Source organism: Streptomyces diastatochromogenes, from assembly GCF_002242805.1.
In the GTDB taxonomy this organism is placed as follows: domain Bacteria; phylum Actinomycetota; class Actinomycetes; order Streptomycetales; family Streptomycetaceae; genus Streptomyces; species Streptomyces diastatochromogenes.
This window is the reverse complement of sequence record NZ_MCGQ01000031.1, coordinates 113,014-136,774: the sequence shown is the minus strand read 5'-3', so window position 1 is coordinate 136,774 and position 23,761 is coordinate 113,014. Positions and strand designations below refer to the sequence as shown.

The window sequence follows — 23,761 nt, the reverse complement described above, 5'->3', positions numbered from 1 at the left end:
TTCGGGGCATGACGCCCATAGGAGAAGAAAGCCGTGGGTCCAATCTGGACGAACGGATCACCGGAGCCCTGGTCGGAGCCGCCGTCGGCGACGCGCTCGGCGGCCCCGTCGAGGGCTACTCCCCCGACCAGATCACCGAGCGGCACGGCGGCCGGGTGCACGGCGTCGTCGGCCCCTGGCACGGCGACGCCTGGCGCACGGCCCGCCCCATCGCCCCGTACCACAAGGGCGACGGCCACGTCACCGACGACACCCTGATGACCCACGCGCTGGTCCGGGTCTACGCCCGCGTCCGTGACCACCTCGACGCGTACGCCGTCGCCGACCACCTGGTCCCGGACCTGATGACCAACCCGCGCTGGATCCCCGAGCTGGAGGCCGAGGCCCTGCCGCTGCAGCGCCTCTTCCTCGCCGAGAAGTGGCTCGTGGCACGGCTGGCCTACGGCCATGTCGACCCCCGGGAAGCGGGCGTCGGCAACATCGTCAACTGCGGTGCGGCGATGTACATGGCCCCCGTCGGCCTGGTCAACGCGGCCAACCCGGCCGGGGCGTACGCCGAGGCGCTGGACATCGCGGGTGCGCACCAGTCGTCGTACGGCCGTGAGGCCGCCGGAGTCCTCGCCGCGGCGGTCGCCGCCGCCACCGCACCGGGCGCGACCCCGGACTCGGTGGTGACCGCCTGCCTGTCCCTGGCGAAGGACGGCACGCGCGCGGCGATCGAGAAGGTCTGCGAAGTGGCGTGCGAACACGGCGACTTCGAGTCGGCCCTGGTCCCGCTCCGGCAGGCGGTGTCCCCGTACGACACGGTCGGCCCCGACTACCGCGCCCCCTCCCTCGGCGCCCGCCGCCCCTCCCGGCTGCACTCCATCGAGGAACTGCCCGTCGCCCTCGCCATGTTGCTGGTCTCCGGCGGCGACTACCGCCAGGCGGTCCTGGGCGCGGTCAACTACGGCCGCGACTGCGACTCGATCGCCACGATGGCCGGCGCGCTCGCGGGCGCCCTGGGCTCCCCCGTGCCCGAGGACTGGGCGAAGACGGTGGCGGAGGCGAGCCGCCTGGACCTGTGGGAGCCGGCCCGCACCCTGGCCGCGGTCACCCGCGAGGTCTTCGCACAGGACGTACACCGCCGACGCGCACACGAGCAGGCCTTCGCGTCGCTCGGAGGCACGCCATGCTCCGCCTGACCTGGGTCCAGCCGGAGGACCTGCTGGGCCACGAGCTGCACCAGGCCCGCCTGGACGGCCGGGAACCGTCGAGGATCGAGGCGCGATGGCGCGCGGCGGGAGGCCTGGAGCCTCCGGAGCGAGCGGGAGCCTCCCCGAACCGCGCGTCCCGCTACCTACGCCTCCTCGCCGAAGACCTGCTGGACGAACTGGCCGACCTGCCGAGCAAGTTGGCGGAGGACGAGCCGACGGACCTGGCGAAGATCAAGGCCCTGTGCCCGGACTGGCCCCCGCAGGTGAGTGCCCCCGCCCCCACCCCCCTCACCCTCGAAGCGTCCTGGCTCGGCAGAGCCATCGGCTGCCTCCTCGGCAAACCCGTCGAGAAACTCCCCCTCGACGGCATCCGCGCCCTCGCCAAGGCAACCGGGAACTGGCCCCTGACCACGTACTTCACGGCAAGGGGCGTCCCCGGGGACCTCCTCGCCCAGTACCCCTGGAACCGCCGCTCGGCCACCACCTCCCTCGCCGAGAACATCGACGGCATGCCCGAGGACGACGACCTCAACTACCCCCTCCTCAACCTGCTCCTGCTGGGGCGCCACGGAAGGGCCTTCACCACCACCGACGTGGCACAGCTCTGGCTCGACGAACTCCCGCCCGGCCGCACCTTCACCGCCGAACGCATCGCCTTCCGCAACCTCCTCACCGGCATCGAACCCCCGCACACCGCCCGCCACCGCAACCCGTTCCGCGAATGGATCGGCGCCCTGATCCGTGCCGACGTGCACGGCTGGACCAACCCCGGCGACCCCGGGGCCGCCGCCGAACAGGCCCATCGCGACGCGCGCCTCACCCACACCGCCAACGGCGTCTACGCGGCGATGTTCACGGCCGCCACCCTCGCCGCGGCGGCCACCGGCACCCACGACATCCACGCCTGCCTGCACACCGGCCGCACGGTGGTCCCACCCCGCTCCCGCCTGGCACGGGCGATCGACCACGCCCTCCGGTCGGCGAGGAGGCACCAGGACTTCGACGATGTCGTGGACGAACTCCACGCCACCTACTCCGCGACCCACCACTGGGTCCACGCCGTCCCCAACACCGCCCTGATCGTCGCCGCGCTCACCCACGCGGACGGCGACTTCACCGGCTCCGTCTGCCGTGCCGTGTCCGGCGGCTGGGACACCGACTCGGCCGGAGCGACCGCCGGCAGCATCGCCGGTCTGCTCGCCGGCACGCCGGGCGCGCTCCCCGAGCGCTGGCGGGCCCCGCTGAAGAACCGGCTCGCCACCACCGTCGCCGACTTCGACGGCACCGGCTTCGACACCCTCGCCCACCTCACGCACCTGGAGGCGACCCGCCCATGACCCACATCGCCGTCCTCGGCAGCACCAACATGGACCTCGTCACCTACGTCACCAAGGCTCCGCAGCGCGGCGAGACCGTGACGGGACGGGAGTTCCGTACGATCCCCGGCGGCAAGGGCGCCAACCAGGCGATCGCCGCGGCCCGCGCCGGCGCCACGGTCACGATGATCGGCGCGGTCGGCAACGACGCCTTCGGCGTGCGGCTGCGCGACACCCTCGAACACTCCGGTGTGGACACCGACTTCCTGCGCACGGTCGAGGGCCCGTCCGGCACCGCGCACATCGTGGTGGACGACGAGGGCGGCAACTCCATCGTCGTCATCCCGGGCGCGAACGGCACCGTCGACCATCTCGCACCCGGCGACGAGGGCTTGCTCGCCTCCGTCGACGCGCTGCTGCTCCAGCTGGAGATCCCGCTGGCCGCGGTCGTCGCGGGCGCGCAGGCGGCGCGCAGACACGGCGTCCGTACGGTCCTCACCCCGGCCCCCGCCCAGCCGCTCCCGCCGGAACTCCTCGCCGCGACCGACCTGTTGGTCCCCAACGAGTACGAGGCCGTCACCCTCACCGGCCGCACCGACCCGCGGGAGGCAGCCGCCGCCCTGCTCGACGTGGTGCCGGAGGTCGTCGTCACCCTGGGCGCGACCGGCAGCCTGTATCTGGCCCGGGGCGCCGAACCCCTGGTGGTGCCCGCGCCCCGGGTGAAGGCCGTGGACTCCACCGCGGCGGGCGACACCTTCGTCGGCGCGCTCGCGGTGGCCCTCGCCGAGGAGAAACCGGTGCGGGAGGCCCTGTCCTGGGCGGCCGCGGCGGCGGCCCTGTCCGTGCAGCGGGAGGGGGCGTCGACGTCGATGCCGTACCGCCCGGAGATCGACGCGCAGTTCACGGCATGAGCAGCCCCGCGAACACCCCGCAGCCCCTCACCGGCCTGCGCGTCCTGGACCTGGCCACCCTCTTCGCCGGCCCCATGGCCGCCACCCTGCTCGGCGACTTCGGCGCCGAGGTGATCAAAGTGGAGCATCCGGACCGGCCCGACCCGTCCCGTGGGCACGGCCCGGCGAAGCACGGGGTCGGCCTGTGGTGGAAGGTGCTCGGCCGCAACAAGCGCACCATCACCCTCGACCTGTCCAAGCCCGGCGGCCGCGCGACCCTGCTCCGGCTCGCCGCCACCGCCGACGTGGTGATCGAGAACTTCCGCCCCGGCACCCTGGAGAAGTGGGAGCTGGGCTGGGCGGAGCTGTCCGCCGTCAACCCGCGGCTGGTCCTCGCCCGGGTCACGGCCTTCGGCCAGTTCGGCCCCTACGCGCACCGGCCCGGCTTCGGCACCCTCGCCGAGGCGCTGAGCGGCTTCGCGGCCCTCACCGGCGAACCGGACGCACCGCCGACGCTCCCGCCGTTCGGGCTCGCGGACTCGGTCGCCGGTCTGGCCACGGCGTACTCCGTGCTGACGGCCCTGTCCGCGCGGGACCGGACCGGCGAGGGGCAGGTCGTGGACATGGCAATCATCGAACCGATCCTCGCCGTCCTCGGCCCCCAGCCCACCTGGTACGACCAGCTCGGCTACGTCCAGGAACGCACCGGCAACCGGTCCGCGAACAACGCCCCGCGCAACACCTATCGCACCGCCGACGGCCGCTGGGTCGCCGTCTCCACCTCCGCGCAGTCGGTGGCGGAGCGGGTGCTGCGGCTGGTGGGCCGCCCGGAGCTGATCGAGGAGCCGTGGTTCGCCACGGGCACGGACCGGGCCGCGCACGCCGACGTCCTGGACGAGGCGGTGGGCTCCTGGATCGCGGCCCGCACCCGCGCCGAGGTCCTCGCGGCCTTCGAGAAGGCTGATGCGGCGGTCGCCCCGGTCCAGGACGCCCGGGACGTCCTGGCGGACCCCCAGTACCAGGCCCTGGACACGGTCACCACCGTCACCGACCCGGAGCTGGGCCCGCTGCGCATGCAGAACGTCCTCTTCCGGCTGTCCGCGACGCCCGGCGCGATCCGCTGGGCCGGCCGCCCGCACGGCGCCGACACGGAGGCGGTGCTCACCGAGCTGGGCCTCGCCCCGGCCGAGCTGCGCGCCCTGCGCGAGGAGGGCGCCCTGTGACGCCGTTCCCGCTGACCTGGCTGTACGTCCCCGGCGACCGCCCGCACGTCGTGGCCAAGGCGCTGGCCGCGGGCGCCGACGTGGTGGTGATCGACCTGGAGGACGCGGTCGCCCCCGACCGCAAGGAGTACGCGCGCGCGGCCACGGCCGAGCGTCTGGGCGAGCCGCAGCCCGTCCCGGTCCACGTCCGCGTCAACGCCCTCGACGGCCCCTGGGCGGCCGCCGACCTGACGGCGCTGGCCACGCTGCCGGGCATGTCCGGGCTACGGCTCCCGAAGGTGACGTCCCCGGGCCAGATCAGGCAGGTCGCCGTGGCCACGCCCGTCCCCCTGTACGCCCTGCTGGAGTCGGCCCTCGGCATCGAGCACGCCTTCGCCATCGCCACCGCCCACCCGTCCCTGCGGGGCGTCTCCCTCGGCGAGGCCGACCTCCGGGCCGACCTGGGCGTACGGGCCGACGCGGGTCTCGACTGGCCCCGCTCGCGGGTGGTCGTCGCCGCCCGCGCGGCCGGCCTGGCACCGCCGCCCCAGTCCGTCCACCCCGACATCCGCGACCTGGACGGCCTGGCCACCTCCTGCGCCCGCGGCCGCGCCCTCGGCTTCCTGGGCCGCGCGGCGATCCACCCGCGGCAGCTGCCGGTGATCGAGCGGGCGTATCTGCCCACGTACGCGGAGATCGAGGCAGCGGAAACGATCATCAAGGCAGCGGCGACGAACGAGGGCGCCCAGGCCCTCCCCGACGGCCGCTTCGTCGACGCGGCGGTGGTGGCGGCGGCGCAGCGGACCCTGTCGTTGGGGCGGAGTCGCTGAACTTCTTCCCCCACACACTGAGGGCGCCCAGAAGATTCCGGGCGCCCTCGGTGTCGTACAACCAGTCGTCAGCTCTTCTTCGCCGACTCCGGCTCGTCCTTCGCCTCCACGGCATCCGGCTCGGCCTTGTCCTCGACCTCGGTGTCGGCCTCGGCGTCGGCCTTGGCGTCGGCCTTGGTGTCGGCTTCCTCACCGTCGGCCTCAGCACCTGAGGCGTCCTCGGCCGGACCGTCGGAGGCACCCGGTTCGACAACCGCCTCCCGGCCGGGCCGCTTCTTCGCCGACACCACGATGTACGTCACCGCCAGCAGGAACACGATCATCGCGGTCCAGTCGTTGAGGCGGAGGCCCAGGATGTGGTGGGCGTCGTCGACGCGCATGTACTCGATCCAGCCGCGGCCCACGCAGTACGCGGCGACGTACAGGGCGAAGGCCCGGCCGTGGCCCAGCTGGAAGCGGCGGTCGGCCCAGATGACCAGGAGGGCGACGCCGATGCACCACAGGGACTCGTAGAGGAAGGTCGGGTGGTAGTAGCCCGGCACCCGGCCGCCCTCGGAGGAGGTGATGTGCAGCGCCCACGGAACATGCGTCTCGCGCCCGTACAGCTCCTGGTTGAACCAGTTGCCCCAGCGGCCGATGGCCTGCGCGAAGGCGATGCCGGGGGCGATGGCGTCGGCGTAGGCGGGCAGCGGGATGCCCCGGCGCCGGCAGCCGATCCAGGCGCCCACCGCGCCGAGCGCGATCGCGCCCCAGATACCGAGGCCGCCCTCCCACACCTTGAAGGCGTCCACCCAGTCACGGCCCGCGCTGAAGTACAGCTCGTAGTCCGTGATCACGTGGTAGAGCCGACCGCCGACGAGACCGAAGGGAACGGCCCATACGGCGATGTCGGCAACCGTGCCGGCTCGCCCGCCCCGGGCGATCCAGCGCCTGTTGCCGAGCCAGACGGCGACGAAGACGCCGATGATGATGCAGAAGGCGTAGGCGCGCAGCGGGATCGGACCGAGGTTCCAGACCCCGCGCGACGGACTGGGAATGTAGGCAAGTTCCATGGCAAGGTCGACGCTACCGTGCCGGGCCGTGGGGACGGCAAGCAGCCCGGCTACGGGTCCATAACGGGGACGTGAGAAACACGCTTACCCGCGGTTCGCCTCCTCCACCATCTGCTTCAGCTTCGCCGGGGTCATCGTCTGGTCCGCGTAGATGTTCTTGCCGCCGAACAGGACGGTGGGCGTGCCGCTGAAGCCGCCGGCCTGGAAGGCCTTGTGGGACTTGTTCACCCAGCTGTCGTGGGTGCCGTCCTTGACGCACTTCTGGAAGGCGGGGGTGTCGAGGCCCTTCACCTTGCCGGCCAGCTGGATCAGCTTGGCGTTGTCCGCGAAGGTGTCGTCGGTCTCTTTGGGCTGGTTCTCGTAGAGCACGTCGTGGTAGTCGCGGAACTTTCCGGCGTCCTGGGCGCAGGCGGCGGCGTTGGCGGCGCGCAGGGAGCCGGTGCCGCCGAGATTGCCGTCGATCAGCCGGACCAGGTGGTACTCGACTCTGAGCTTGCCCGCGTCGGTGAGTTCGTGGAGCGTGGGCCGGTACATCGTCTCGAAGGCCTGGCAGGCCGGGCAGCGGAAGTCCTCCCAGACCGTGAGTGTCGCCTTGGCGCCGTCCTTGCCGACCGGGATCGCGAGACTGTCCTTGCCCTGCGCGCCCGAGGGCGCCACGACCGGGCCCGCGCTGCTGCTCTTCTCCTTGCCCGAGTTGGCGGCGATCACGCCGATCACCGCCGCGAGCCCCAGGACGCAGACGACGCTCGCGCCCACGATCAGCGCGCGCCGTCGCTTCTCCGCGGCCTTCTGCTTCTCGCGCTCGACCGCCAGCCGCTCCCGGGCGGTGCGCTTTCCGTCACGGTTCTTCTCGCTCACACCCCCAGAACGAACCGGGGAGGCGCAGCGCGCCTCCCCGGCCTGAGGTCCACCCGTTCGGACTACGCCTGTCCGCGTACGCCCTTCGCCAGCTCGCCCGCGAGCCCGCGCACGGCGTCGAGGCCGGAGGCGTGGTCCGGGGCGTCCAGCATCCGCTTCACGAACGCCGAGCCGACGATGACACCGTCGGCGAAGCCGGCGACCTCGGCGGCCTGGGCCGCGTCGGAGACGCCGAGGCCGACGCACACCGGCAGCGCGGTGCCGGTGGCCCGGGTGCGCTCGACCAGGTCGTGGGCCTGCGCACCGACCGACGCACGGGTGCCGGTGACACCCATCAGCGAGGCCGCGTAGACGAAGCCGCTGCCCGCCGCGGTGATCTGGGCGAGCCGCGCGTCCTTGCTGCTCGGGGCGACGACGAAGACGGTGGCGAGGCCGTGCTTCTCCGCGTGCTCCCTCCACAGGCCCGCCTCCTGGACCGGCAGGTCGGGCAGGATGCAGCCCGCGCCGCCCGCCTCGGCCAGCTCGGCGGTGAAGCGCTCGACGCCGTAGCGGTCGATGGGGTTCCAGTACGTCATCACGAGCACCGGCTTCCCGGTCGCCTCGTGCGCCTCGCGCACCGTCCGCATGACGTCCGCGATCCTGACCCCGCCGCGCAGGGCGATGTCGTCGGCGGTCTGGATCACCGGGCCGTCGAGGACCGGGTCGCTGTGCGGCAGACCGACCTCGACGACGTCGGCGCCGCCGTCGAAGACGGCCTTGATCGCCTCGATGCCGCCGTCCACGGTGGGGAAGCCGGCCGGGAGGTAGGCGATGAGGGCGGAGCGCCCCTCCGCCTTGGCGGCGGCGAGGGTGTCGGACAGCAGCTGAATGTTCCCGCTCACTTGGCGTCCCCCTCGATCTCGGCGGTGTCGGCTTCGTTGGCGGCCACCTCGGCGTCGGTGTCGTAGAGGCCGAAGTAGCGCGCCGCGGTGTCCATGTCCTTGTCGCCGCGGCCGGACAGGTTGACCACGATCAGCCCGTCCTTGCCCAGCTCCTTGCCGACCTCCAGGGCGCCGGCCAGGGCGTGGGCGCTCTCGATGGCCGGGATGATGCCCTCGGTCCGCGACAGCAGGCGCAGGGCCTGCATGGCGGCGTCGTCGGTGATCGCGCGGTACTCGCCGCGGCCGCTGTCGCGCAGGTAGGAGTGCTCCGGGCCGACGCCCGGGTAGTCCAGACCGGCCGAGATGGAGTACGGCTCGGTGATCTGGCCCTCGTCGTCCTGCAGGACGTAGGAGCGGGAGCCGTGCAGGATGCCGGGCTCGCCCGCGGTCAGGGTGGCCGCGTGCTCGCCGGTCTCCACGCCGTGCCCGGCCGGCTCGCAGCCGATCAGGCGGACGCCCTCGTCGGGGATGAAGGCGTGGAAGAGGCCGATGGCGTTGGAGCCGCCGCCGACGCAGGCGACGGCGGCGTCGGGGAGCCGGCCGGCGCGCTCCAGGAGCTGGCGCCGCGCCTCCACGCCGATCACCCGGTGGAAGTCGCGGACCATGGCCGGGAAGGGGTGCGGGCCGGCGACCGTACCGAACAGGTAGTGGGTGTGGTCGACGTTGGCGACCCAGTCCCGGAACGCCTCGTTGATGGCGTCCTTCAGCGTGCGGCTGCCGGACTTCACGGCGACGACCTCGGCGCCGAGCATGCGCATACGGGCCACGTTGAGGGCCTGGCGCTGGGTGTCGATCTCGCCCATGTAGATGGTGCAGTCGAGGCCGAAGAGGGCGCAGGCGGTGGCCGTGGCGACGCCGTGCTGGCCGGCGCCGGTCTCCGCGATGACGCGGGTCTTGCCCATGCGCTTGGTGAGCAGCGCCTGGCCGAGCACGTTGTTGATCTTGTGGGAGCCGGTGTGGTTCAGGTCTTCCCGCTTGAGGAACACCCGGGCACCGCCGGCGTGTTCGGCGAACCTCGGCACCTCGGTCAGGGCGCTGGGGCGGCCGGTGTAGTTGACGAGCAGGTCGTCGAGCTCGCGGGCGAACTCGGGGTCGTGCTTCGCCTTCTCGTACTCGACGGCGACCTCGTCCACGGCGGCGACGAGGGCCTCCGGGATGAACTTGCCGCCGAAGGCGCCGAAGTAGCCTTCCACGCTCGGGACCTGACCCTCGGGGTCAGGGATGAAGAACTGGCTGGGCATGCGAAATCCTCACGGTGAGTGGTGTGTGAACAGCACTGGTCGCCGTGGGGGCGGGGTTTTGTCGGTCGAGTGCCGACCGTCAGTGGCTGGTCGCGCCCACGCGGCGGAGCCGCGTATTCGGGCACTGCCCCGCGCCCCCGAGGGGGCGCTGCCATCGCATGCCGTTGACCTGCCCGGGCTCGTCACCGATGACGTACCGCACCCGTCGGCCGTGCACCCTGCGGGCGGGCGCGCGGCAGCCACGCGGGCGGCAGCCGCGCGCGAGGCGGGCGTACCGGTCCGCGGCCTTGACGGGCGTGGTCGGAGTCATCGCGGCAAGCCTAGCCGTTGATCAGCTTCGGCCGTGCCGCAGTGCGGGGTGCTCGCCCGCCGCGACCAGGTCGGAGACCGCGGTCTTCGGGTCCTTGCCGGTGACCAGGGACTCGCCCACCAGGACCGCGTCCGCACCGGCGTTGGCGTACGCGATCAGGTCGTGCGGCCCGCGCACACCGGACTCGGCGACCTTGATGATGCCCTCGGGGATCTCCGGAGCCACCCGCTCGAAGGTGCCGCGGTCGACCTCCAGGGTCTTCAGGTTGCGCGCGTTGACGCCGATGATCTTGGCGCCCGCGGCCACGGCCCGCTCGACCTCCTCCTCGTCGTGCACCTCGACGAGCGGGGTGAGTCCGATGGAGACGGCACGCTCGATCAGCGACTCGAGAGCCGGCTGGTCCAGGGCGGCCACGATCAGCAGCACGAGGTCGGCGCCGTACGCCCGGGCCTCCCACAGCTGGTACGACGTGACGATGAAGTCCTTGCGCAGGACGGGGATGTCCACGCGCGCGCGGACGGCCTCAAGGTCGGCCAGCGAGCCGCCGAAGCGGCGCTGTTCGGTGAGGACGGAGATGACTGCGGCACCGCCCGCCTCGTAGTCCGCGGCGAGCCCGGCCGGGTCGGCGATCGCGGCCAGCGCGCCCTTGGAGGGGCTGGAGCGCTTGACCTCGCAGATCACCTTGACAGCGTCGCCCTTGAGCGCGGCAACCCCGTCCTTGGCGGCGGGGGCCTTCGCCGCACGCTCCTTGAGCTCGTCGAGGCTGACGCGTGCCTGCCGCTCCGCGAGGTCGGCACGGACTCCGTCGATGATCTCGTCGAGCACACTCACGCGAGCGGCCCCCTTTCAGACGGTTGTTCCTTTGGGTTCTGATTGAAAACCCTTGGTCACTCCGATGGTATCCGGAGGTCCACTATGGCCCTGCATCCGATCTATACCGGTCCCACGACCTGGACATTCCGTGGGCGGTCCGGGAGCGGTCCACGAGAGCGGTCTAGGGGTGCAGCCAGCCGCCGCCCGGCAGGTTCCGGACCACGGTGAAGACCAGCAGCAACGCGCCGACGCTCCACATCTGCACCCGCCCGAGTTCGATCCGCACCCGTCGGCCGCGCACCGCGCGGACCACCCAGACGGTCCACAGCACCGCGAAGCCGAAGTAGGCGGCGACGCCCATCGCGTTGTCGTGCAGGGCGGAGAGGAAGTCACCGTGGACGAAGGCGTGCGCGCTGCGCAGTCCGCCGCAGCCGGGGCAGTACAGGCCGGTCAGCCGGTACAGGGGGCACACCGGGTAGTGGCCGGGCTCGTTCGGGTCCACCGTGCCGACGTACGCGAAGGCCCCGCCGACGGCCGCGAGCAGGCTGGCCGGAAGAGCGAGCCGCCCCCACAGGGCGGGCGGCGGGCTGGTGCGCGGGGCGCTACGACTGTCGGCATTCACGCTGGCATTCTGCCCCGCACGCCCCCGCCACGCGCGCGAGGGGCGTCCTCGGCGGCACCGTCTCGCCCGGGCCTGCGCGCAGCGGTCGGCGACGCACGCTCCCCCCTCCTGCCCGCGATACGCGCAAGGGACAGCCCTGGCGTCACTGACTCGCATGGCCCGCGACCAGCAGCCGGCGAAGCACGCCCCCGATACGCCCACGCCACCCGCAAGCGGCAGCCCCGGCAACGCCACCCGCCCGGGCCCGCGCCCGTCGGCGACGTGCGCCCCCAGCCCCCGTATGCCCCCACGGCACACGCAAGCGGCAGCCCGGCGGCGCTGACTCGCACGGCCCGCGACCAGCAGCCGGCGAAGCACGCCCCCGCCTGCCCTACGCCCCGACAGCACGCTCAAGGGGCAGCCCCAGCGGAGCTACCCCACCCGGGCCCGCGCGCAGCCATCGGCGACGCACGCTCCCGCCCCCGATCCCCCACAACACGCGAAAGGGGCGGCCCGTACCCTCTTCGGGTTGCGGTCGCCCCTCGCGGGAAGCGGTGGTGCTCAGCTCTCGGCGGTGACCGGCTCGCGGGTCGCGGTGGGGGTCGCGTGCGCGACGGCGGCTGACTTCTTCGGCTGGCCGAGGCCCATGGCGCGCATGGCGGAGCCGACGACGCCACCGAGGACCACGATCACCATGCCGGCCCAGAAGCCGATCGGCTGGGCCATCACCATGAAGGCGCCCGCGACGCAGAAACCGATGAAGGCGATGGTGACGCCGGTCCAGGCGGCCGGGGTGTGACCGTGGCTGCTGCCCGCCATGACTTGCTCCTCGTTGCTGTGTGTCCTAGTCCGAGCCGGACGCTCGTCGTCCATTGTCCCGTACGCGCACGCGTGCCGGACGCGGGGGTGGCGTCTGGTTCGCCACATCCAGCGACCGCCAAGGGGGTACTGCCCGGGCGCTCAGGCCCCGGTCGGGTCCTCGCCGCGGTCGAGGGCCTTCCAGATCTCCTCGGGCCGCTCGGGGTCCACCGGGCGCGCCGTGCGCCGCGGGCGGTCGGCCCCGCGCTCGTAGCGGCCGGACATGGCGGGCCACAGGCTGCCGTAGCGCAGGGCGAGCAGCCCGGCGAGCAGGATCAGGACGCCGGCGGCGGCGGCGACGTACGGCCAGCCGGTGTGGCTGAGGGCGGCGACCGTGGCCGAGGTGTCGCCGGTGGCCTGGGCGGCCTTCTCGTCCAGCGCGGAGCTGTCGGAGGCCCCCATGAGGGCGGCGGCGACGGTGCCCGCGCCGGAGAGGGCGAGCAGCGCGGCGACGGCGAGGCGGCCCGCCCTGCGGACGGCGAAGACGGCGACGAGCGCGGCGAGGCCCACTATGGCGAGGGCCGCCGGGACGCCCGTGACGTCGCTGCCCTTGGCGGTCAGCGGGAACGCGCCGCCGGCCACCGTGGCGGTGCCCTCCGCCCAGCGCTGCCGGGTCGCGAGCAGCGCCACGGCCGCGCCGAGCGCACCACACAGCAGAGCGACGGCGAGGCTCCGCCGACCGGACCGGACGGGCGCGGCGGCTTCGGAACGGGGGTTCGGTACGGCAGTCACGTACTCCACTATCGCCTGAACCCCGGGCGAACCATCACCCGGGGTTCACATCAGACGGTCCCTACCGTCCGAGACGATTCGCCGTGTGGACCGCCCGCAGTACCGCGGCGGCCTTGTTGCGGCACTCCTGGTCCTCGGCGACCGGGTCCGAGTCGGCAACGATGCCCGCGCCGGCCTGCACATAGGCCGTGCCGTCGCGGAGCAGGGCCGTGCGGATGGCGATGGCGGTGTCGGAGTCGCCGGCGAAGTCGAGGTAGCCGACGCAGCCGCCGTAGAGGCCGCGCCGGGACGGCTCCAGTTCGTCGATGATCTGCATGGCGCGGGGCTTGGGGGCGCCGGAGAGGGTGCCCGCCGGGAAGCACGCGGTCAGCACGTCGAAGGCGGTACGGCCCTCGGCCACCTTGCCGGTGACCGTCGAGACGATGTGCATCACGTGCGAGTAGCGCTCGATGGACATGAAGTCCACGACCTCCACCGAGCCGGGCTCGCAGACCCGGCCGAGGTCGTTGCGCCCCAGGTCGACCAGCATCAGGTGCTCGGCGCGCTCCTTGGGGTCGGCGAGCAGCTCCTCGCCGAGGGCCTGGTCCTCCTGCGGGGTGGCGCCGCGGTGCCGGGTGCCGGCGATGGGGTGGACCATCGCGCGCCCGTCCTCGACCTTCACCAGCGCCTCGGGGGACGAGCCGACGACGTCGAACCCGTCGAAGCGGAAGAGATACATGTACGGCGACGGGTTGGTGGCCCGCAGGACCCGGTACACGTCCAGCGCGCTCGCCGTGCACGGGGTCTCGAAGCGCTGGGAGGGCACGACCTGGAAGGCCTCGCCCGCGCGGATCCGCTCCTTGACGTCCTCCACGGCCGCCTGGAAGTCGGGGCCGCCCCACAGGGCGGTGTACTCCGGGAGTTCGGAGGGCGGGAGGACGGCGGGTGGCTGGGCGACCGCGCGGGACAGGTCCGCCTCCATCGCGTCGAGCCGGGCCACGGCGTCCGCGTACGCCTCGTCGACACCCGTGTCGAGGTCGTTGTGGTTGATCGCGTTGGCGATCAGCAGGACCGAGCCCTCCCAGTGGTCCATGACGGCGAGGTCGCTGGTGAGGAGCAAGGTCAGCTCGGGCAGCTTCAGGTCGTCGCGCTCGCCGGGGCCGATCTTCTCCAGTCGGCGGACGATGTCGTAGCCCAGGTAGCCGACCATGCCGCCGGTGAAGGGCGGCATGCCCTCCTGGTGCGGGGTGTGCAGGGCCTGGAGGGTGGCGCGCAGGGCGGCGAGCGGGTCACCGCCGGTGGGGACGCCGACGGGCGGGGCGCCGAGCCAGTGGGCCTCGCCGTCCCGGGTGGTGAGGGTCGCGGCGGAGCGCACGCCCACGAAGGAGTAGCGGGACCAGGAGCGGCCGTTCTCCGCGGACTCCAGCAGGAAGGTGCCGGGGCGTTCGGCGGCGAGCTTGCGGTAGAGCGCGACCGGGGTGTCGCCGTCGGCGAGGAGCTTGCGCGTGACCGGGATGACGCGTCGGTCGGTGGCGAGCTTGCGGAAGGTCTCGAGGTCCATGGCGGCTGACCTTACTGATTCTGTGCCCGTACGCCGGAATCGGCGTCCTTGAGCAGCACATCCTCGTCGAAGCAGGTACGGGCGCCGGTGTGGCAGGCGGCGCCGACCTGGTCGACCTTGACCAGCACGGTGTCGGCGTCGCAGTCCAGGGCGACGGACTTGACCCACTGGAAGTGGCCGGAGGTGTCGCCCTTGACCCAGTACTCCTGGCGGCTGCGCGACCAGTAGGTGCAGCGGCCCGTGGTCAGCGTGCGGTGCAGCGCCTCGTCGTCCATCCAGCCGAGCATCAGCACCTCGCCGGTGTCGTACTGCTGGGCGATGGCCGGGAGGAGCCCGTCGGCGCTGCGCTTCAGGCGCGCGGCGATCTCGGGGTCGAGGCTGCTGGGCGGAGGCGTACTGGTCATGCCTGCCATTGTGCCGCGCGGCACTGACGGTGACGGTCCGTGTCCACTGTGCGGACTTACCGTGTGGTCGTAGGCTGATTCCATGTCGACCTTCGCGCAGCGTGAACGGCTTCTGCTCGCCGACCTCTTGGAAACCACCGGTCCGGACGCCCCGACCCTCTGCGAGGGGTGGCAGACGCGCGATCTGGCCGCGCACGTGGTGGTGCGGGAGCGGCGGCCGGACGCGGCCGGGGGCACGCTGATCAAGCAGCTCGCGCCGCGGCTGGAGAAGGTGATGGCCGAGTACGCCGCGAAGCCGTACGAGGAGCTGATCCAGCTGATCCGTACGGGCCCGCCGCGTTTCTCGCCCTTCCAGCTCAAGCAGGTCGACGAGGCGGCCAACATCGTGGAGTTCTACGTCCACACGGAGGACGTCCGGCGTGCCCAGCCGGACTGGACCCCGCGTGAGCTGGACCCCGTCTTCCAGGAGTCGCTGTGGTCCCGGCTGGAGCGCACCGCCCGGCTGCTGGGCCGGGGTGTGCCGACGGGTCTGGTCCTCAGGCGCCCGGACGGCCAGACGGCCGTCGCCCACCGGGGCGCGCCCGTGGTGACGGTGACGGGCGAGCCGTCGGAGCTGCTGATGTTCGCGTTCGGCCGGCAGAGCACGGCGCGGGTCGAGCTGGACGGCGACGAGAACGCGATCGCCAAGCTGCACGAGTACAGGCAGCTGGGCATCTGAGAGGCACCTCATGATCAAGGTCGGGATGACCGGCGTGTACGTGGACGACGTGGCGAAGGCGCACGCCTTCTACACGGACGTCCTGGGCTTCGAGACCCGTACCCATCTGGACCTGGGCGGCGGCACGCTCTTCATCACCGTCGGCGCGCGCGGCGGGGCCCAGCCGGATCTCCAGCTGCTGCTGGAGTCCGGCGAGGGCCCGATCGCGGAGCCGTACCGCCGGGCCCTGTACGAGGCGGGGATTCCGTGCATCGTCTTCTCGGTGGACGACATCCAGGCGGAGTACAAGCGGCTGGTGAACCTCGGTGTGCACTTCACGCACGAGCCGCAGGAGCAGGGTCCGGTGATCGCGGCCGTGCTCGACGACACGGTCGGCAACCTGATCCAGCTGGCCCAGCCCAAGCCGGCCCACGGCTGAGCCTCGGGCCGAGTCTCAGCGGGGCAGCTCGGCCCGGCGCAGGCCCGGGACGTACAGGGCGACGACCCCGCCGAGGCCGCAGACGACGGCGCTGACGACGTAGACCGGGCCGAGGCCGAAGGCGCCGATCGCGGCGGCAGCGAACGGCATGCTCAGCGGGGCGAGTCCGAGGCTGACCAGGCCGGCGACGGCCGTGACCCGGCCGAGGTAGGCGGGGTCGGCCTGGGTCTGCAGCAGGGCCCCGCACATGGCTCCGCTGAGACCCGCGAGGAGTCCGACGAGCAGGGCCACCCCGACGGCACCGGCGAGACTCGGGACGTAGGCGAGGGCGCCGATCGCGACGGAGCCCGCGAGGATGGCGTACGCGGCGACCAGCCCGGCGCGCGGCAGCCGCCCCCGGACGGTGAGCAGCAGCGAGGCGGCGCCCGCGCCGGCGCCGAACCCGGCGAGGATCCAGCCCATCCCGGAGGCGCCCCAGCCGCGCCGGTCGGCGAGCAGGGTCAGGCCGACGTTGAACGGCCCGACGAAGCCGAAGTCGCCGAGGGCGATGGCCAGCATCAGCGGGGCGAGGACGCGGTGGCCGCGGATGTAGCGCAGGCCGGCCCGCAGATCCCGCCAGGGGGACGCCTTTCCGTCGGCCGTCCCGTCGTCGGCCGGCAGCTCCCGCACCCGTACGGAGACCAGCAGCGGTACCGACACCGCGATGAGCAGGCCGGCCAGGGCGAAGGCGGTCGCCGCGCCGCCGAGTGCCACGCCGAGGCCGCCGAGCGGGGCCCCGATGACGCCGGCGCAGCGGATGGCGAGGCCGCGCATGCCCTGCACCCGGGCGAGCTGCCCCTTGCCGGTGATCCTGGCCGGGAGGGCACCCACGGCGGGCATGAACACGGCGTCGACGGTGCCGAAGACCAGGGCAAGCAGGGCGAGCGGCCACAGCCCGGGGCTGTTGAGGAACAGCAGGGCGGCCACCGCGAGGACGGCGGCACAGCGCACGGCGTCGCTGCCGATGACGACACGGCGCGGGCCCAGCCGGTCGGCGAGCACTCCCCCGCCGAGCATCAGCACGGCCCGCGGCACCGCGCTGACCGACATCACGACACCGGCCTGCGCGGGGGTTCCGGCCTGGACGGCGGCCCAGGAGAGGGCGATGTAGTAGATGCTGTCGCCCAGCATCGAGGAGGTGTAGGCACCGAGCCAGCGCAGGACGTTGGGGTCGCGGTGGGCGGCCTCTTCGAGCTGCCGCGCGGGTATGTCGGTCAGGACGGTCATGACGGTGCCCTCTCTCAGACGCGGAACGGGAAGCCGTACACGTGCAGCGCGACGTGCTCGCGCCCTTCGGTCTCGCCCGCTGCCTCGGCGGACCGGCCCTTCTCGTCGTACTTCCTGACCAGGGCGAGCAACTCCTCCCGGAGTTCGTTCAGTTCGCCCGCGGTGAGGCGGAAGAGGGACTCGCTGTCGGGTGCGGCGGCGTTCCACTCGGCGCTCCAGGTGGAGCGCTCGTCGAGGTAGCGGCGGTACATCTCGGCACGCTGGTCGTGGAAGAGCCGGGTCGCCGCCAGGTGTGCGGCCGCCTTCTCGGGGGCGTCCCGGAAGTCCTTGTCGCGGATGCTCACCCCCTCCGAGGAGGGCTGCCACCAGCGTTCCCGGCCGTCCGCGCTCTGCGGCTCGGCCTCCTCGATGAGGCCGTGCTCGGCCAGCTTGCGCAGGTGGTAGCTGACCAGCGAGACGGCCTCGTCCACCTGGTCGGCGAGGTGCGAGGCGGTGGCCTTGTCGGCCACGCACAGGGCTCGGTACAGCTTCATCCGCAGCGGGTGGGCGAGCGCCTTCAGCGTGCCCACGTCCGTGATGGGACGGCTCCCCTTGGCTGTCATGCACCCAACGCTAGATAGGAAAGAAAAGTTGCACAATAGATTTTGCGCAACTTTCCTTTCCTATCTGCCGAAGCTCAGCGCAGCGTCACCGCACCGGGTGCCCCGCCTCCCGCAGCGTCGCCTTCACCTGGCCGATGCGCAGGTCGCCGAAGTGGAAAACGGAGGCGGCCAGGACCGCGTCCGCGCCCGCCTCGATGGCCGGCGGGAAGTCCGTCAGCTTGCCCGCGCCGCCCGAGGCGATCACCGGGACGGTGACGTGCTTGCGGACGGCCGCGATCATCTCCAGGTCGTAGCCGTCTTTGGTGCCGTCGGCGTCCATGGAGTTCAGCAGGATCTCGCCGGCGCCCAGATCGGCGGCCCGGTGCGCCCACTCGACGGCATCCATGCCGGTGCCGCGGCGGCCGCCGTGGGTGGTGACCTCGAAGGATCCGGACTCGCTGCGCCGCGCGTCCACCGACAGCACCAGCACCTGCCGGCCGAAGCGCTCGGCGATCTCGCGGATCAGGTCCGGGCGGGCGATGGCCGCCGTGTTGACGCCCACCTTGTCGGCGCCGGCCCGCAGCAGCTTGTCCACGTCCTCGGCCGTGCGGACGCCGCCGCCGACGGTCAGCGGGATGAACACCTGCTCCGCGGTGCGGCGCACCACGTCGTACGTCGTCTCGCGGTTGCCGGACGAGGCGGTGATGTCCAGGAACGTCAGCTCGTCGGCGCCCTCGGCGTCGTACACCTTGGCCATCTCGACGGGGTCGCCCGCGTCGCGCAGGTTCTGGAAGTTGACGCCCTTGACCACCCGGCCGTTGTCCACGTCCAGGCAGGGGATGACTCGGACCGCCAGGGTCATGAGTTCACGGCTCCTCTGAATGCCTCTAGTTCCACTTCGACCAGGATGCGCGGGTCGACGAAGCCCTCCACGACCAGCAGCGTGGAAACGGGCCGCACCGCGTCGAAGAGGTCCTTGTGGGCCCGGCCCGCCTCGTCGACGTCCCGCGCATGGGTCAGATACATCCGCGTGCGGATCACGGACTCGATACCGAGCCCGAACTCCGCGATCGCCTCCAGTGCGCCGGTGAACGCCACCTTGGCCTGCTCGTACGGGTCGCCCTCCCCGTACAGCACACGGCCCCGGAAGGACGTCGTGCCCGCCACCAGCACCCGGTCACCCGCCGCCACGGCGCGCGCGAACCCGAAACTCTCTTCCCAGGGACTTCCGCTCTGCACGCGCCGCACGGCATCGGTCATGACGACACAGCCTCCAAGGCCTCTTCCAGGGTGAACGCCTTCGCGTACAGGGCCTTCCCGACGATGGAGCCCTCGACACCGAGGGGTACCAGCTCGGCGATGGCGCGGAGGTCGGCCAGCGACGACACGCCGCCGGACGCCACGACCGGCCGGTCCGTCGCGGCGCAGACGTTCTTCAGCAGCTCCAGGTTCGGGCCCTGGAGGGTGCCGTCCTTGGCGATGTCGGTGACGACGTAGCGGGCGCAGCCCTCCTTGTTGAGGCGCTCCAGCGTCTCGTAGAGGTCGCCGCCGTCCCGGGTCCAGCCGCGGCCGCGCAGGGTCGTGCCGCGCACGTCCAGGCCGACCGCGATCTTGTCGCCGTGCTCGGCGATGACCTTGGCGACCCACTCCGGGGTCTCCAGGGCGGCGGTGCCGAGGTTCACCCGGGTGCAGCCGGTGGCCAGGGCGGCCGCCAGGGAGGCGTCGTCCCGGATACCGCCGGACAGCTCCACCTTGATGTCCATCGCCTTGGCGACCTCGCTGATCAGCTCCCGGTTGTCGCCGGTGCCGAAGGCGGCGTCCAGGTCGACCAGGTGCAGCCACTCGGCGCCCGAGCGCTGCCAGGCGAGGGCCGCCTCCAGCGGGGAGCCGTAGGACGTCTCGGTCCCGGACTCGCCGTGCACGAGGCGGACGGCCTGGCCGTCACGGACGTCGACGGCGGGGAGGAGTTCGAGCTTGGCCATGGTCTACAGGGTTCCGATCCAGTTGGTGAGGAGCTGGGCACCGGCGTCGCCGGACTTCTCGGGGTGGAACTGGGTGGCCCACAGGGCACCGTTCTCCACGGCCGCCACGAAGGGCTTGCCGTGCGTCGACCAGGTCACCCGGGGCTGGTGCATGACCGGGTTGTTGGTCTCCAGGGTCCAGTCGTGGACGGCATAGGAGTGCACGAAGTAGAAGCGGGCGTCCCGGTCCAGGCCGGCGAACAGCTCCGAGTCGAGCGGGGCGTCGACGGTGTTCCAGCCCATGTGGGGCACGATGTCGGCCTGGAGCGGCTCGACCGTGCCGGGCCACTCGTCGAGGCCCTCGGTCTCCACGCCGTGCTCGATGCCGTTCGCGAACAGGATCTGCATGCCGACGCAGATGCCCATCACCGGCCGCCCGCCGGACAGCCGGCGGTCGATGATCCAGTCACCGCGGGCGCCGCGCAGCCCCTGCATACAGGCGGCGAACGCGCCGACGCCCGGCACCAGCAGGCCGTCGGCGTTCATCGCCCGGTCGAAGTCGCGCGTTATCTCGACGTCGGCCCCCACGCGCGCGAGAGCGCGTTCGGCGGAGCGGACGTTGCCGAAACCGTAGTCGAAGACGACTACTCGCTTGCCGGTGCTCAATTCCACACCTCCAGCCTCAGGACGCCCGCGACGAGGCACATGCCCGCGCCGATGGACAGCAGCACGATGAGGCTCGTGGGCATCTTCTGCTTGGCGAAGGAGATGATGCCGCCGACCAGGAAGAGACCGACGACGATCAGGACGGTGGACAGACCGTTCATGGGTTACAGCGCGCCCTTCGTGGAGGGGAGGATGCCGGCCGCGCGCGGGTCGCGCTCGCTGGCGTAGCGCAGAGCCCGGGCGAGCGCCTTGAACTGGCACTCCACGATGTGGTGCGCGTTGCGCCCGTAGGGCACGTGCACGTGCAGCGCGATCTGCGCCTGGGCGACGAAGGACTCCAGGATGTGCCGGGTCATCGTCGTGTCGTACTCGCCGATCATCGGCGCCATGTTCTCGGGCTCGGTGTGCACGAGGTAGGGGCGGCCGGACAGGTCCACGGTGACCTGGGCGAGGGACTCGTCCAGCGGGACCGTGCAGTTGCCGAAGCGGTAGATGCCCACCTTGTCGCCGAGGGCCTGCTTGAAGGCGGCACCGAGCGCGAGGGCGGTGTCCTCGATGGTGTGGTGGGAGTCGATGTGCAGGTCGCCGTCGGTCTTCACGGTCAGGTCGAACAGACCGTGCCGGCCGAGCTGGTCGAGCATGTGGTCGTAGAAGCCGACGCCGGTGGCGATGTCGGTCCGCCCGGTGCCGTCGAGGTCTATCTCGACGAGGACCGAGGTCTCCTTGGTGGTGCGCTCCACACGTCCTACGCGGCTCATGCCTCAAACTCCTTCTTCAGTTCCCGAACCGCGTCGAGGAACGCGTCGTTCTCTTCGGGGGTTCCGGCGGACACCCGCAGCCACCCCGGTACGCCGTTGTCCCGGACCAGGACGCCCCGGTCCAGAATCTTCTGCCAGGCCTCGTGGGCGCTCTCGAACCGCCCGAACTGCACGAAGTTCGCGTCCGACGCGGTGACGTCGTAACCGATCGCCCGCAGTTCGGCGACCAGCCGGTCCCGCTCCGACTTCAGCTGCTCGACGTACTTCAGCAGCGTCTCGGTGTGCTCCAGGGCGGCCAGGGCGGTCGCCTGGGTGATCGCCGAGAGGTGGTACGGCAGCCGGACGAGCTGTACGGCGTCCACGACCGCGGGGTGCGCGGCGAGGTAGCCGAGGCGCAGGCCGGCCGCGCCGAACGCCTTCGACATGGTGCGGGAGACGACCAGGTGCGGCCGGCCCTCCAGCAGCGGCAGCAGCGAGTCGCCGTGGCTGAACTCGATGTAGGCCTCGTCGACGACGACCATGGACGGCTTGGCCGCCTGGGCCGCGTCGTACAGCGCGAGGACCGTCTCCGGCGGAACCGCGTTGCCGGTGGGGTTGTTGGGGGTGGTGATGAAGACGACGTCGGGCTTGTGCTCGGCGATGGCCCGCTCGGCCACGGCGAGGTCGATGTCGAAGTCCTCGTTGCGAGGACCCGAGATCCAGCCCGTCCCCGTACCGCGCGCGATGAGCGCGTGCATCGAGTACGACGGCTCGAAGCCGATGGCGGTGCGGCCCGGTCCGCCGAAGGTCTGCAGCAGTTGCTGGATGACCTCGTTGGAGCCGTTGGCGGCCCACACGTTCTCGATGCCGAGCGGGTACTTGCCGGTCTTCGTCAGGTACTTGGCCAGCTCGGTGCGGAGCTGGACCGCGTCCCGGTCGGGGTAGCGGTTCAGGTCGCGGGCGGCCTCCCGCACGCGCTCCGTGATCCGCTCGACCAGCGGCTCGGGCAGCGGGTACGGGTTCTCGTTGGTGTTCAGCCGTACGGGGACGTCCAACTGGGGCGCGCCATAGGGGGACTTGCCGCGCAGCTCGTCCCGTACGGGAAGATCGTCGATTCCGAAGTTCACTTGCTCTCAGGCACCTTCCAACCGAACCTCGCCTTGATCGCCGCGCCGTGCGCGGGCAGGTCCTCCGCCTCCGCCAGCGTCACCACGTGGTGCGCGACCTCGGCCAGCGCGTCCTTGGTGTAGTCCACGACGTGGATGCCACGCAGGAAGGACTGGACGGACAGGCCGGAGGAGTGGCAGGCGCAGCCGCCGGTGGGCAGCACGTGGTTGGACCCGGCCGCGTAGTCGCCGAGCGAGACGGGGGACCAGGGGCCGATGAAGATCGCGCCCGCGTTCCTCACCCGGTCCGCGACCGCGGCGGCGTCGGCGGTCTGGATCTCCAGGTGCTCGGCGCCGTACGCGTCGACGACCCTGAGGCCCTCCTCGATGCCGTCGACCAGGACGATCGCGGACTGCTTGCCGCTGAGGGCCGGGACGATCCGGTCCTCGATGTGCTTGGTGGCCGCGACCTGCGGCTCCAGCTCCTTCGCCACCGCGTCCGCCAGTTCGACCGAGTCGGTGACCAGCACGGCCGCCGCCATCGGGTCGTGCTCGGCCTGGCTGATCAGGTCCGAGGCCACGTGCACCGGGTCGGCGGTGTCGTCCGCGAGGACCGCGATCTCGGTCGGACCGGCCTCGGCGTCGATGCCGATCTTGCCGGTGAAGTAGCGCTTGGCCGCGGCCACCCAGATGTTGCCGGGGCCGGTGACCATGTTGGCGGGCGGGCAGGACTCGGTGCCGTACGCGAACATCGCGACGGCGGTGGCGCCGCCGGCCGCGTAGACCTCGTCCACGCCGAGCAGGGCGCACGCGGCGAGGATCGTCGGGTGCGGCAGCCCCCCGAACTCCGCCTGGGCCGGGGAGGCGAGCGCGATCGACTCGACGCCGGCCTCCTGCGCGGGCACCACGTTCATGACCACGGAGGACGGGTAGACCGAGCGGCCGCCCGGGGCGTACAGCCCGACGCGGTCGACCGGCACCCACTTCTCGGTGACGGACCCGCCGGGCACGACCTTGGTGGTGTGCGTCGAACGGCGCTGCGCACGGTGGACCAGGCGGGTGCGGCGGATGGACTCCTCCAGGGCCGCGCGCACGGCCGGGTCGAGGGCCTCCAGCGCGTCGGCGAGCGCCTGGGCCGGGACACGGACGGATTCCAGCCGTACTCCGTCGAACTTCTCGGCGAAGTCGATCAGCGCCGCGTCACCCCGATGATGCACGGCCTCGCAGATCGGACGCACCTTCTCCAGGGCGGCCTGAACGTCGAAGTCGGCTCGGGGCAGCAGGTCGCGCAGGGCGGGGCCCTCGGGAAGGGCGTCGCCGCGCAGATCGATTCGGGAGATCACGGTGTCAATTCTCTCAGACCGGGGTCGGGAGCCGTCCGCGCGTATCAATGGCTGATACAGAACGCGGGACAGTGGGCGGTACATAGCCTGGCCGGAATCCGGAAGATCGCGGGGGGTCTGGGGGTATCCCCCCAGAAGGCACAGCACATCGTGTGTATCAGGCGTCACTCAGCGGGCATGAACGGGTGTACGAGGAAGGTGA

At 72.2% G+C, this 23,761-nt stretch carries 28 protein-coding genes; 7 read left to right on the top strand and 21 right to left on the bottom strand.

Features of this window, described 5'->3' with window-relative positions:
* The first annotated feature begins 8 nt into the window (after positions 1-8).
* The 5 genes from BEK98_RS32175 to BEK98_RS32155 are packed head-to-tail and all read left to right on the top strand — an operon-like array spanning position 9 to position 5,434.
* Positions 9-1,184, top strand: coding sequence for an ADP-ribosylglycohydrolase family protein (locus BEK98_RS32175; protein WP_094220251.1), 1,176 nt, complete (start codon positions 9-11; stop codon positions 1,182-1,184).
* Entirely contained in the window at positions 1,172-2,533 is a 1,362-nt protein-coding gene (locus BEK98_RS32170) for an ADP-ribosylglycohydrolase family protein (RefSeq protein WP_094220250.1), read from the top strand. The genes BEK98_RS32175 and BEK98_RS32170 overlap by 13 nt, the downstream gene beginning before the upstream one ends.
* Positions 2,530-3,423 (top strand): ribokinase, encoded by an 894-nt coding sequence (gene rbsK / locus BEK98_RS32165; protein ID WP_094220249.1) that lies wholly within the window; start codon positions 2,530-2,532, stop codon positions 3,421-3,423. The genes BEK98_RS32170 and rbsK overlap by 4 nt, the downstream gene beginning before the upstream one ends.
* Positions 3,420-4,625: a CaiB/BaiF CoA transferase family protein gene (locus BEK98_RS32160; RefSeq protein WP_094220248.1), complete on the top strand. Its 1,206-nt coding sequence runs from the start codon at positions 3,420-3,422 to the stop codon at positions 4,623-4,625. Before rbsK ends, BEK98_RS32160 begins: the two co-directional genes overlap by 4 nt.
* Entirely contained in the window at positions 4,622-5,434 is an 813-nt protein-coding gene (locus BEK98_RS32155) for an HpcH/HpaI aldolase/citrate lyase family protein (protein ID WP_094220247.1), read from the top strand. The genes BEK98_RS32160 and BEK98_RS32155 overlap by 4 nt, the downstream gene beginning before the upstream one ends.
* A 68-nt stretch (positions 5,435-5,502) precedes the next feature.
* Here the strand turns inward: BEK98_RS32155 and lgt are convergent, their stop codons facing one another.
* The 11 genes from lgt to hisI form a co-directional block, all read right to left on the bottom strand.
* Positions 5,503-6,486, bottom strand: a complete 984-nt coding sequence (gene lgt, locus BEK98_RS32150; RefSeq protein WP_094220246.1) for a prolipoprotein diacylglyceryl transferase — start codon at positions 6,484-6,486, stop codon at positions 5,503-5,505.
* Positions 6,487-6,570: 84 nt separating this feature from the next.
* The gene (locus tag BEK98_RS32145; RefSeq protein WP_094220245.1) at positions 6,571-7,344 is read right to left on the bottom strand and encodes a DsbA family protein; all 774 of its coding nucleotides are present in this window, start codon (positions 7,342-7,344) and stop codon (positions 6,571-6,573) included.
* A gap of 62 nt (positions 7,345-7,406) precedes the next feature.
* The gene (trpA, locus tag BEK98_RS32140; protein WP_094220244.1) at positions 7,407-8,225 is read right to left on the bottom strand and encodes a tryptophan synthase subunit alpha; all 819 of its coding nucleotides are present in this window, start codon (positions 8,223-8,225) and stop codon (positions 7,407-7,409) included.
* Positions 8,222-9,505, bottom strand: coding sequence for a tryptophan synthase subunit beta (gene trpB / locus BEK98_RS32135; RefSeq protein WP_094220243.1), 1,284 nt, complete (start codon positions 9,503-9,505; stop codon positions 8,222-8,224). The genes trpA and trpB overlap by 4 nt, the downstream gene beginning before the upstream one ends.
* 79 nt (positions 9,506-9,584) lie before the next feature.
* The gene (gene trpM, locus BEK98_RS32130; protein ID WP_094220242.1) at positions 9,585-9,815 is read right to left on the bottom strand and encodes a tryptophan biosynthesis modulator TrpM; all 231 of its coding nucleotides are present in this window, start codon (positions 9,813-9,815) and stop codon (positions 9,585-9,587) included.
* Positions 9,816-9,836: 21 nt separating this feature from the next.
* On the bottom strand, positions 9,837-10,646 hold the full coding sequence (gene trpC / locus BEK98_RS32125; protein ID WP_094220241.1) for an indole-3-glycerol phosphate synthase TrpC: 810 nt from the start codon (positions 10,644-10,646) through the stop codon (positions 9,837-9,839).
* Positions 10,647-10,809: 163 nt separating this feature from the next.
* Positions 10,810-11,250: a DUF2752 domain-containing protein gene (locus BEK98_RS32120; protein WP_244202082.1), complete on the bottom strand. Its 441-nt coding sequence runs from the start codon at positions 11,248-11,250 to the stop codon at positions 10,810-10,812.
* 540 nt (positions 11,251-11,790) lie between these two features.
* Positions 11,791-12,048, bottom strand: coding sequence for an HGxxPAAW family protein (locus BEK98_RS32115; RefSeq protein WP_094220239.1), 258 nt, complete (start codon positions 12,046-12,048; stop codon positions 11,791-11,793).
* Positions 12,049-12,189: 141 nt separating this feature from the next.
* Entirely contained in the window at positions 12,190-12,828 is a 639-nt protein-coding gene (locus BEK98_RS32110; RefSeq protein WP_094220238.1) for a TIGR02234 family membrane protein, read from the bottom strand.
* Between the two features lie 52 nt (positions 12,829-12,880).
* Positions 12,881-14,359, bottom strand: a complete 1,479-nt coding sequence (locus BEK98_RS32105; protein WP_094220237.1) for an anthranilate synthase component I — start codon at positions 14,357-14,359, stop codon at positions 12,881-12,883.
* A gap of 11 nt (positions 14,360-14,370) precedes the next feature.
* Complete coding sequence (gene hisI / locus BEK98_RS32100) at positions 14,371-14,763, bottom strand: phosphoribosyl-AMP cyclohydrolase (RefSeq protein ID WP_094220309.1); 393 nt, start codon at positions 14,761-14,763, stop codon at positions 14,371-14,373.
* Between the two features lie 82 nt (positions 14,764-14,845).
* Between hisI and BEK98_RS32095 the strand changes: the two genes are divergently transcribed.
* Both BEK98_RS32095 and BEK98_RS32090 read left to right on the top strand, forming a co-directional pair.
* A complete protein-coding gene (locus BEK98_RS32095; protein WP_094220236.1) occupies positions 14,846-15,481 on the top strand; it encodes a TIGR03085 family metal-binding protein in 636 nt (211 codons plus the stop codon).
* Between the two features lie 10 nt (positions 15,482-15,491).
* Positions 15,492-15,899 (top strand): VOC family protein, encoded by a 408-nt coding sequence (locus BEK98_RS32090; RefSeq protein WP_094220235.1) that lies wholly within the window; start codon positions 15,492-15,494, stop codon positions 15,897-15,899.
* Positions 15,900-15,914: 15 nt separating this feature from the next.
* Here BEK98_RS32090 and BEK98_RS32085 read toward each other — a convergent pair whose 3' ends face one another.
* From BEK98_RS32085 to hisD, 10 genes are all read right to left on the bottom strand, one after another.
* Positions 15,915-17,165, bottom strand: coding sequence for an MFS transporter (locus BEK98_RS32085; protein WP_094220234.1), 1,251 nt, complete (start codon positions 17,163-17,165; stop codon positions 15,915-15,917).
* 14 nt (positions 17,166-17,179) lie between these two features.
* A complete protein-coding gene (locus tag BEK98_RS32080; protein WP_094220233.1) occupies positions 17,180-17,767 on the bottom strand; it encodes an ArsR/SmtB family transcription factor in 588 nt (195 codons plus the stop codon).
* Between the two features lie 85 nt (positions 17,768-17,852).
* On the bottom strand, positions 17,853-18,608 hold the full coding sequence (gene hisF / locus BEK98_RS32075; RefSeq protein ID WP_094220232.1) for an imidazole glycerol phosphate synthase subunit HisF: 756 nt from the start codon (positions 18,606-18,608) through the stop codon (positions 17,853-17,855).
* Positions 18,605-19,006 carry a RidA family protein gene (locus BEK98_RS32070; RefSeq protein ID WP_094220231.1) on the bottom strand — a complete coding sequence of 134 codons (402 nt, stop codon included), beginning with the start codon at positions 19,004-19,006 and terminating at the stop codon, positions 18,605-18,607. The genes hisF and BEK98_RS32070 overlap by 4 nt, the downstream gene beginning before the upstream one ends.
* Positions 19,003-19,728 (bottom strand): bifunctional 1-(5-phosphoribosyl)-5-((5-phosphoribosylamino)methylideneamino)imidazole-4-carboxamide isomerase/phosphoribosylanthranilate isomerase PriA, encoded by a 726-nt coding sequence (priA, locus tag BEK98_RS32065; protein ID WP_094220230.1) that lies wholly within the window; start codon positions 19,726-19,728, stop codon positions 19,003-19,005. Before priA ends, BEK98_RS32070 begins: the two co-directional genes overlap by 4 nt.
* 3 nt (positions 19,729-19,731) lie before the next feature.
* Positions 19,732-20,373: an imidazole glycerol phosphate synthase subunit HisH gene (gene hisH / locus BEK98_RS32060; RefSeq protein ID WP_094220229.1), complete on the bottom strand. Its 642-nt coding sequence runs from the start codon at positions 20,371-20,373 to the stop codon at positions 19,732-19,734.
* Positions 20,370-20,534: a hypothetical protein gene (locus tag BEK98_RS49150; protein ID WP_167444304.1), complete on the bottom strand. Its 165-nt coding sequence runs from the start codon at positions 20,532-20,534 to the stop codon at positions 20,370-20,372. The genes hisH and BEK98_RS49150 overlap by 4 nt, the downstream gene beginning before the upstream one ends.
* Positions 20,535-20,537: 3 nt before the next feature.
* The gene (gene hisB, locus BEK98_RS32055; protein WP_030783530.1) at positions 20,538-21,131 is read right to left on the bottom strand and encodes an imidazoleglycerol-phosphate dehydratase HisB; all 594 of its coding nucleotides are present in this window, start codon (positions 21,129-21,131) and stop codon (positions 20,538-20,540) included.
* Positions 21,128-22,237: a histidinol-phosphate transaminase gene (locus BEK98_RS32050; protein ID WP_094220228.1), complete on the bottom strand. Its 1,110-nt coding sequence runs from the start codon at positions 22,235-22,237 to the stop codon at positions 21,128-21,130. The genes hisB and BEK98_RS32050 overlap by 4 nt, the downstream gene beginning before the upstream one ends.
* Positions 22,234-23,559, bottom strand: a complete 1,326-nt coding sequence (hisD, locus tag BEK98_RS32045; RefSeq protein ID WP_094220227.1) for a histidinol dehydrogenase — start codon at positions 23,557-23,559, stop codon at positions 22,234-22,236. Before hisD ends, BEK98_RS32050 begins: the two co-directional genes overlap by 4 nt.
* Positions 23,560-23,761 lie beyond the last annotated feature (202 nt).

Bases quoted from the DNA above. Each gene is read 5' to 3' on its own strand.
- BEK98_RS32105 (WP_094220237.1), bottom strand. From the start codon at position 14,359: ATGGACCTCGAGACCTTCCGCAAGCTCGCCACCGACCGACGCGTCATC.
- BEK98_RS49150 (WP_167444304.1), bottom strand. From the start codon at position 20,534: ATGAACGGTCTGTCCACCGTCCTGATCGTCGTCGGTCTCTTCCTGGTC.
- trpM (WP_094220242.1), bottom strand. From the start codon at position 9,815: ATGACTCCGACCACGCCCGTCAAGGCCGCGGACCGGTACGCCCGCCTC.
- hisF (WP_094220232.1), bottom strand. From the start codon at position 18,608: ATGACCCTGGCGGTCCGAGTCATCCCCTGCCTGGACGTGGACAACGGC.
- hisI (WP_094220309.1), bottom strand. From the start codon at position 14,763: ATGACCAGTACGCCTCCGCCCAGCAGCCTCGACCCCGAGATCGCCGCG.
- BEK98_RS32080 (WP_094220233.1), bottom strand. From the start codon at position 17,767: ATGACAGCCAAGGGGAGCCGTCCCATCACGGACGTGGGCACGCTGAAG.
- BEK98_RS32095 (WP_094220236.1), top strand. From the start codon at position 14,846: ATGTCGACCTTCGCGCAGCGTGAACGGCTTCTGCTCGCCGACCTCTTG.
- BEK98_RS32070 (WP_094220231.1), bottom strand. From the start codon at position 19,006: ATGACCGATGCCGTGCGGCGCGTGCAGAGCGGAAGTCCCTGGGAAGAG.
- BEK98_RS32175 (WP_094220251.1), top strand. From the start codon at position 9: ATGACGCCCATAGGAGAAGAAAGCCGTGGGTCCAATCTGGACGAACGG.
- BEK98_RS32085 (WP_094220234.1), bottom strand. From the start codon at position 17,165: ATGACCGTCCTGACCGACATACCCGCGCGGCAGCTCGAAGAGGCCGCC.
- BEK98_RS32090 (WP_094220235.1), top strand. From the start codon at position 15,492: ATGATCAAGGTCGGGATGACCGGCGTGTACGTGGACGACGTGGCGAAG.
- priA (WP_094220230.1), bottom strand. From the start codon at position 19,728: ATGGCCAAGCTCGAACTCCTCCCCGCCGTCGACGTCCGTGACGGCCAG.
- BEK98_RS32115 (WP_094220239.1), bottom strand. From the start codon at position 12,048: ATGGCGGGCAGCAGCCACGGTCACACCCCGGCCGCCTGGACCGGCGTC.
- trpB (WP_094220243.1), bottom strand. From the start codon at position 9,505: ATGCCCAGCCAGTTCTTCATCCCTGACCCCGAGGGTCAGGTCCCGAGC.
- lgt (WP_094220246.1), bottom strand. From the start codon at position 6,486: ATGGAACTTGCCTACATTCCCAGTCCGTCGCGCGGGGTCTGGAACCTC.
- rbsK (WP_094220249.1), top strand. From the start codon at position 2,530: ATGACCCACATCGCCGTCCTCGGCAGCACCAACATGGACCTCGTCACC.
- BEK98_RS32160 (WP_094220248.1), top strand. From the start codon at position 3,420: ATGAGCAGCCCCGCGAACACCCCGCAGCCCCTCACCGGCCTGCGCGTC.
- hisB (WP_030783530.1), bottom strand. From the start codon at position 21,131: ATGAGCCGCGTAGGACGTGTGGAGCGCACCACCAAGGAGACCTCGGTC.
- BEK98_RS32170 (WP_094220250.1), top strand. From the start codon at position 1,172: ATGCTCCGCCTGACCTGGGTCCAGCCGGAGGACCTGCTGGGCCACGAG.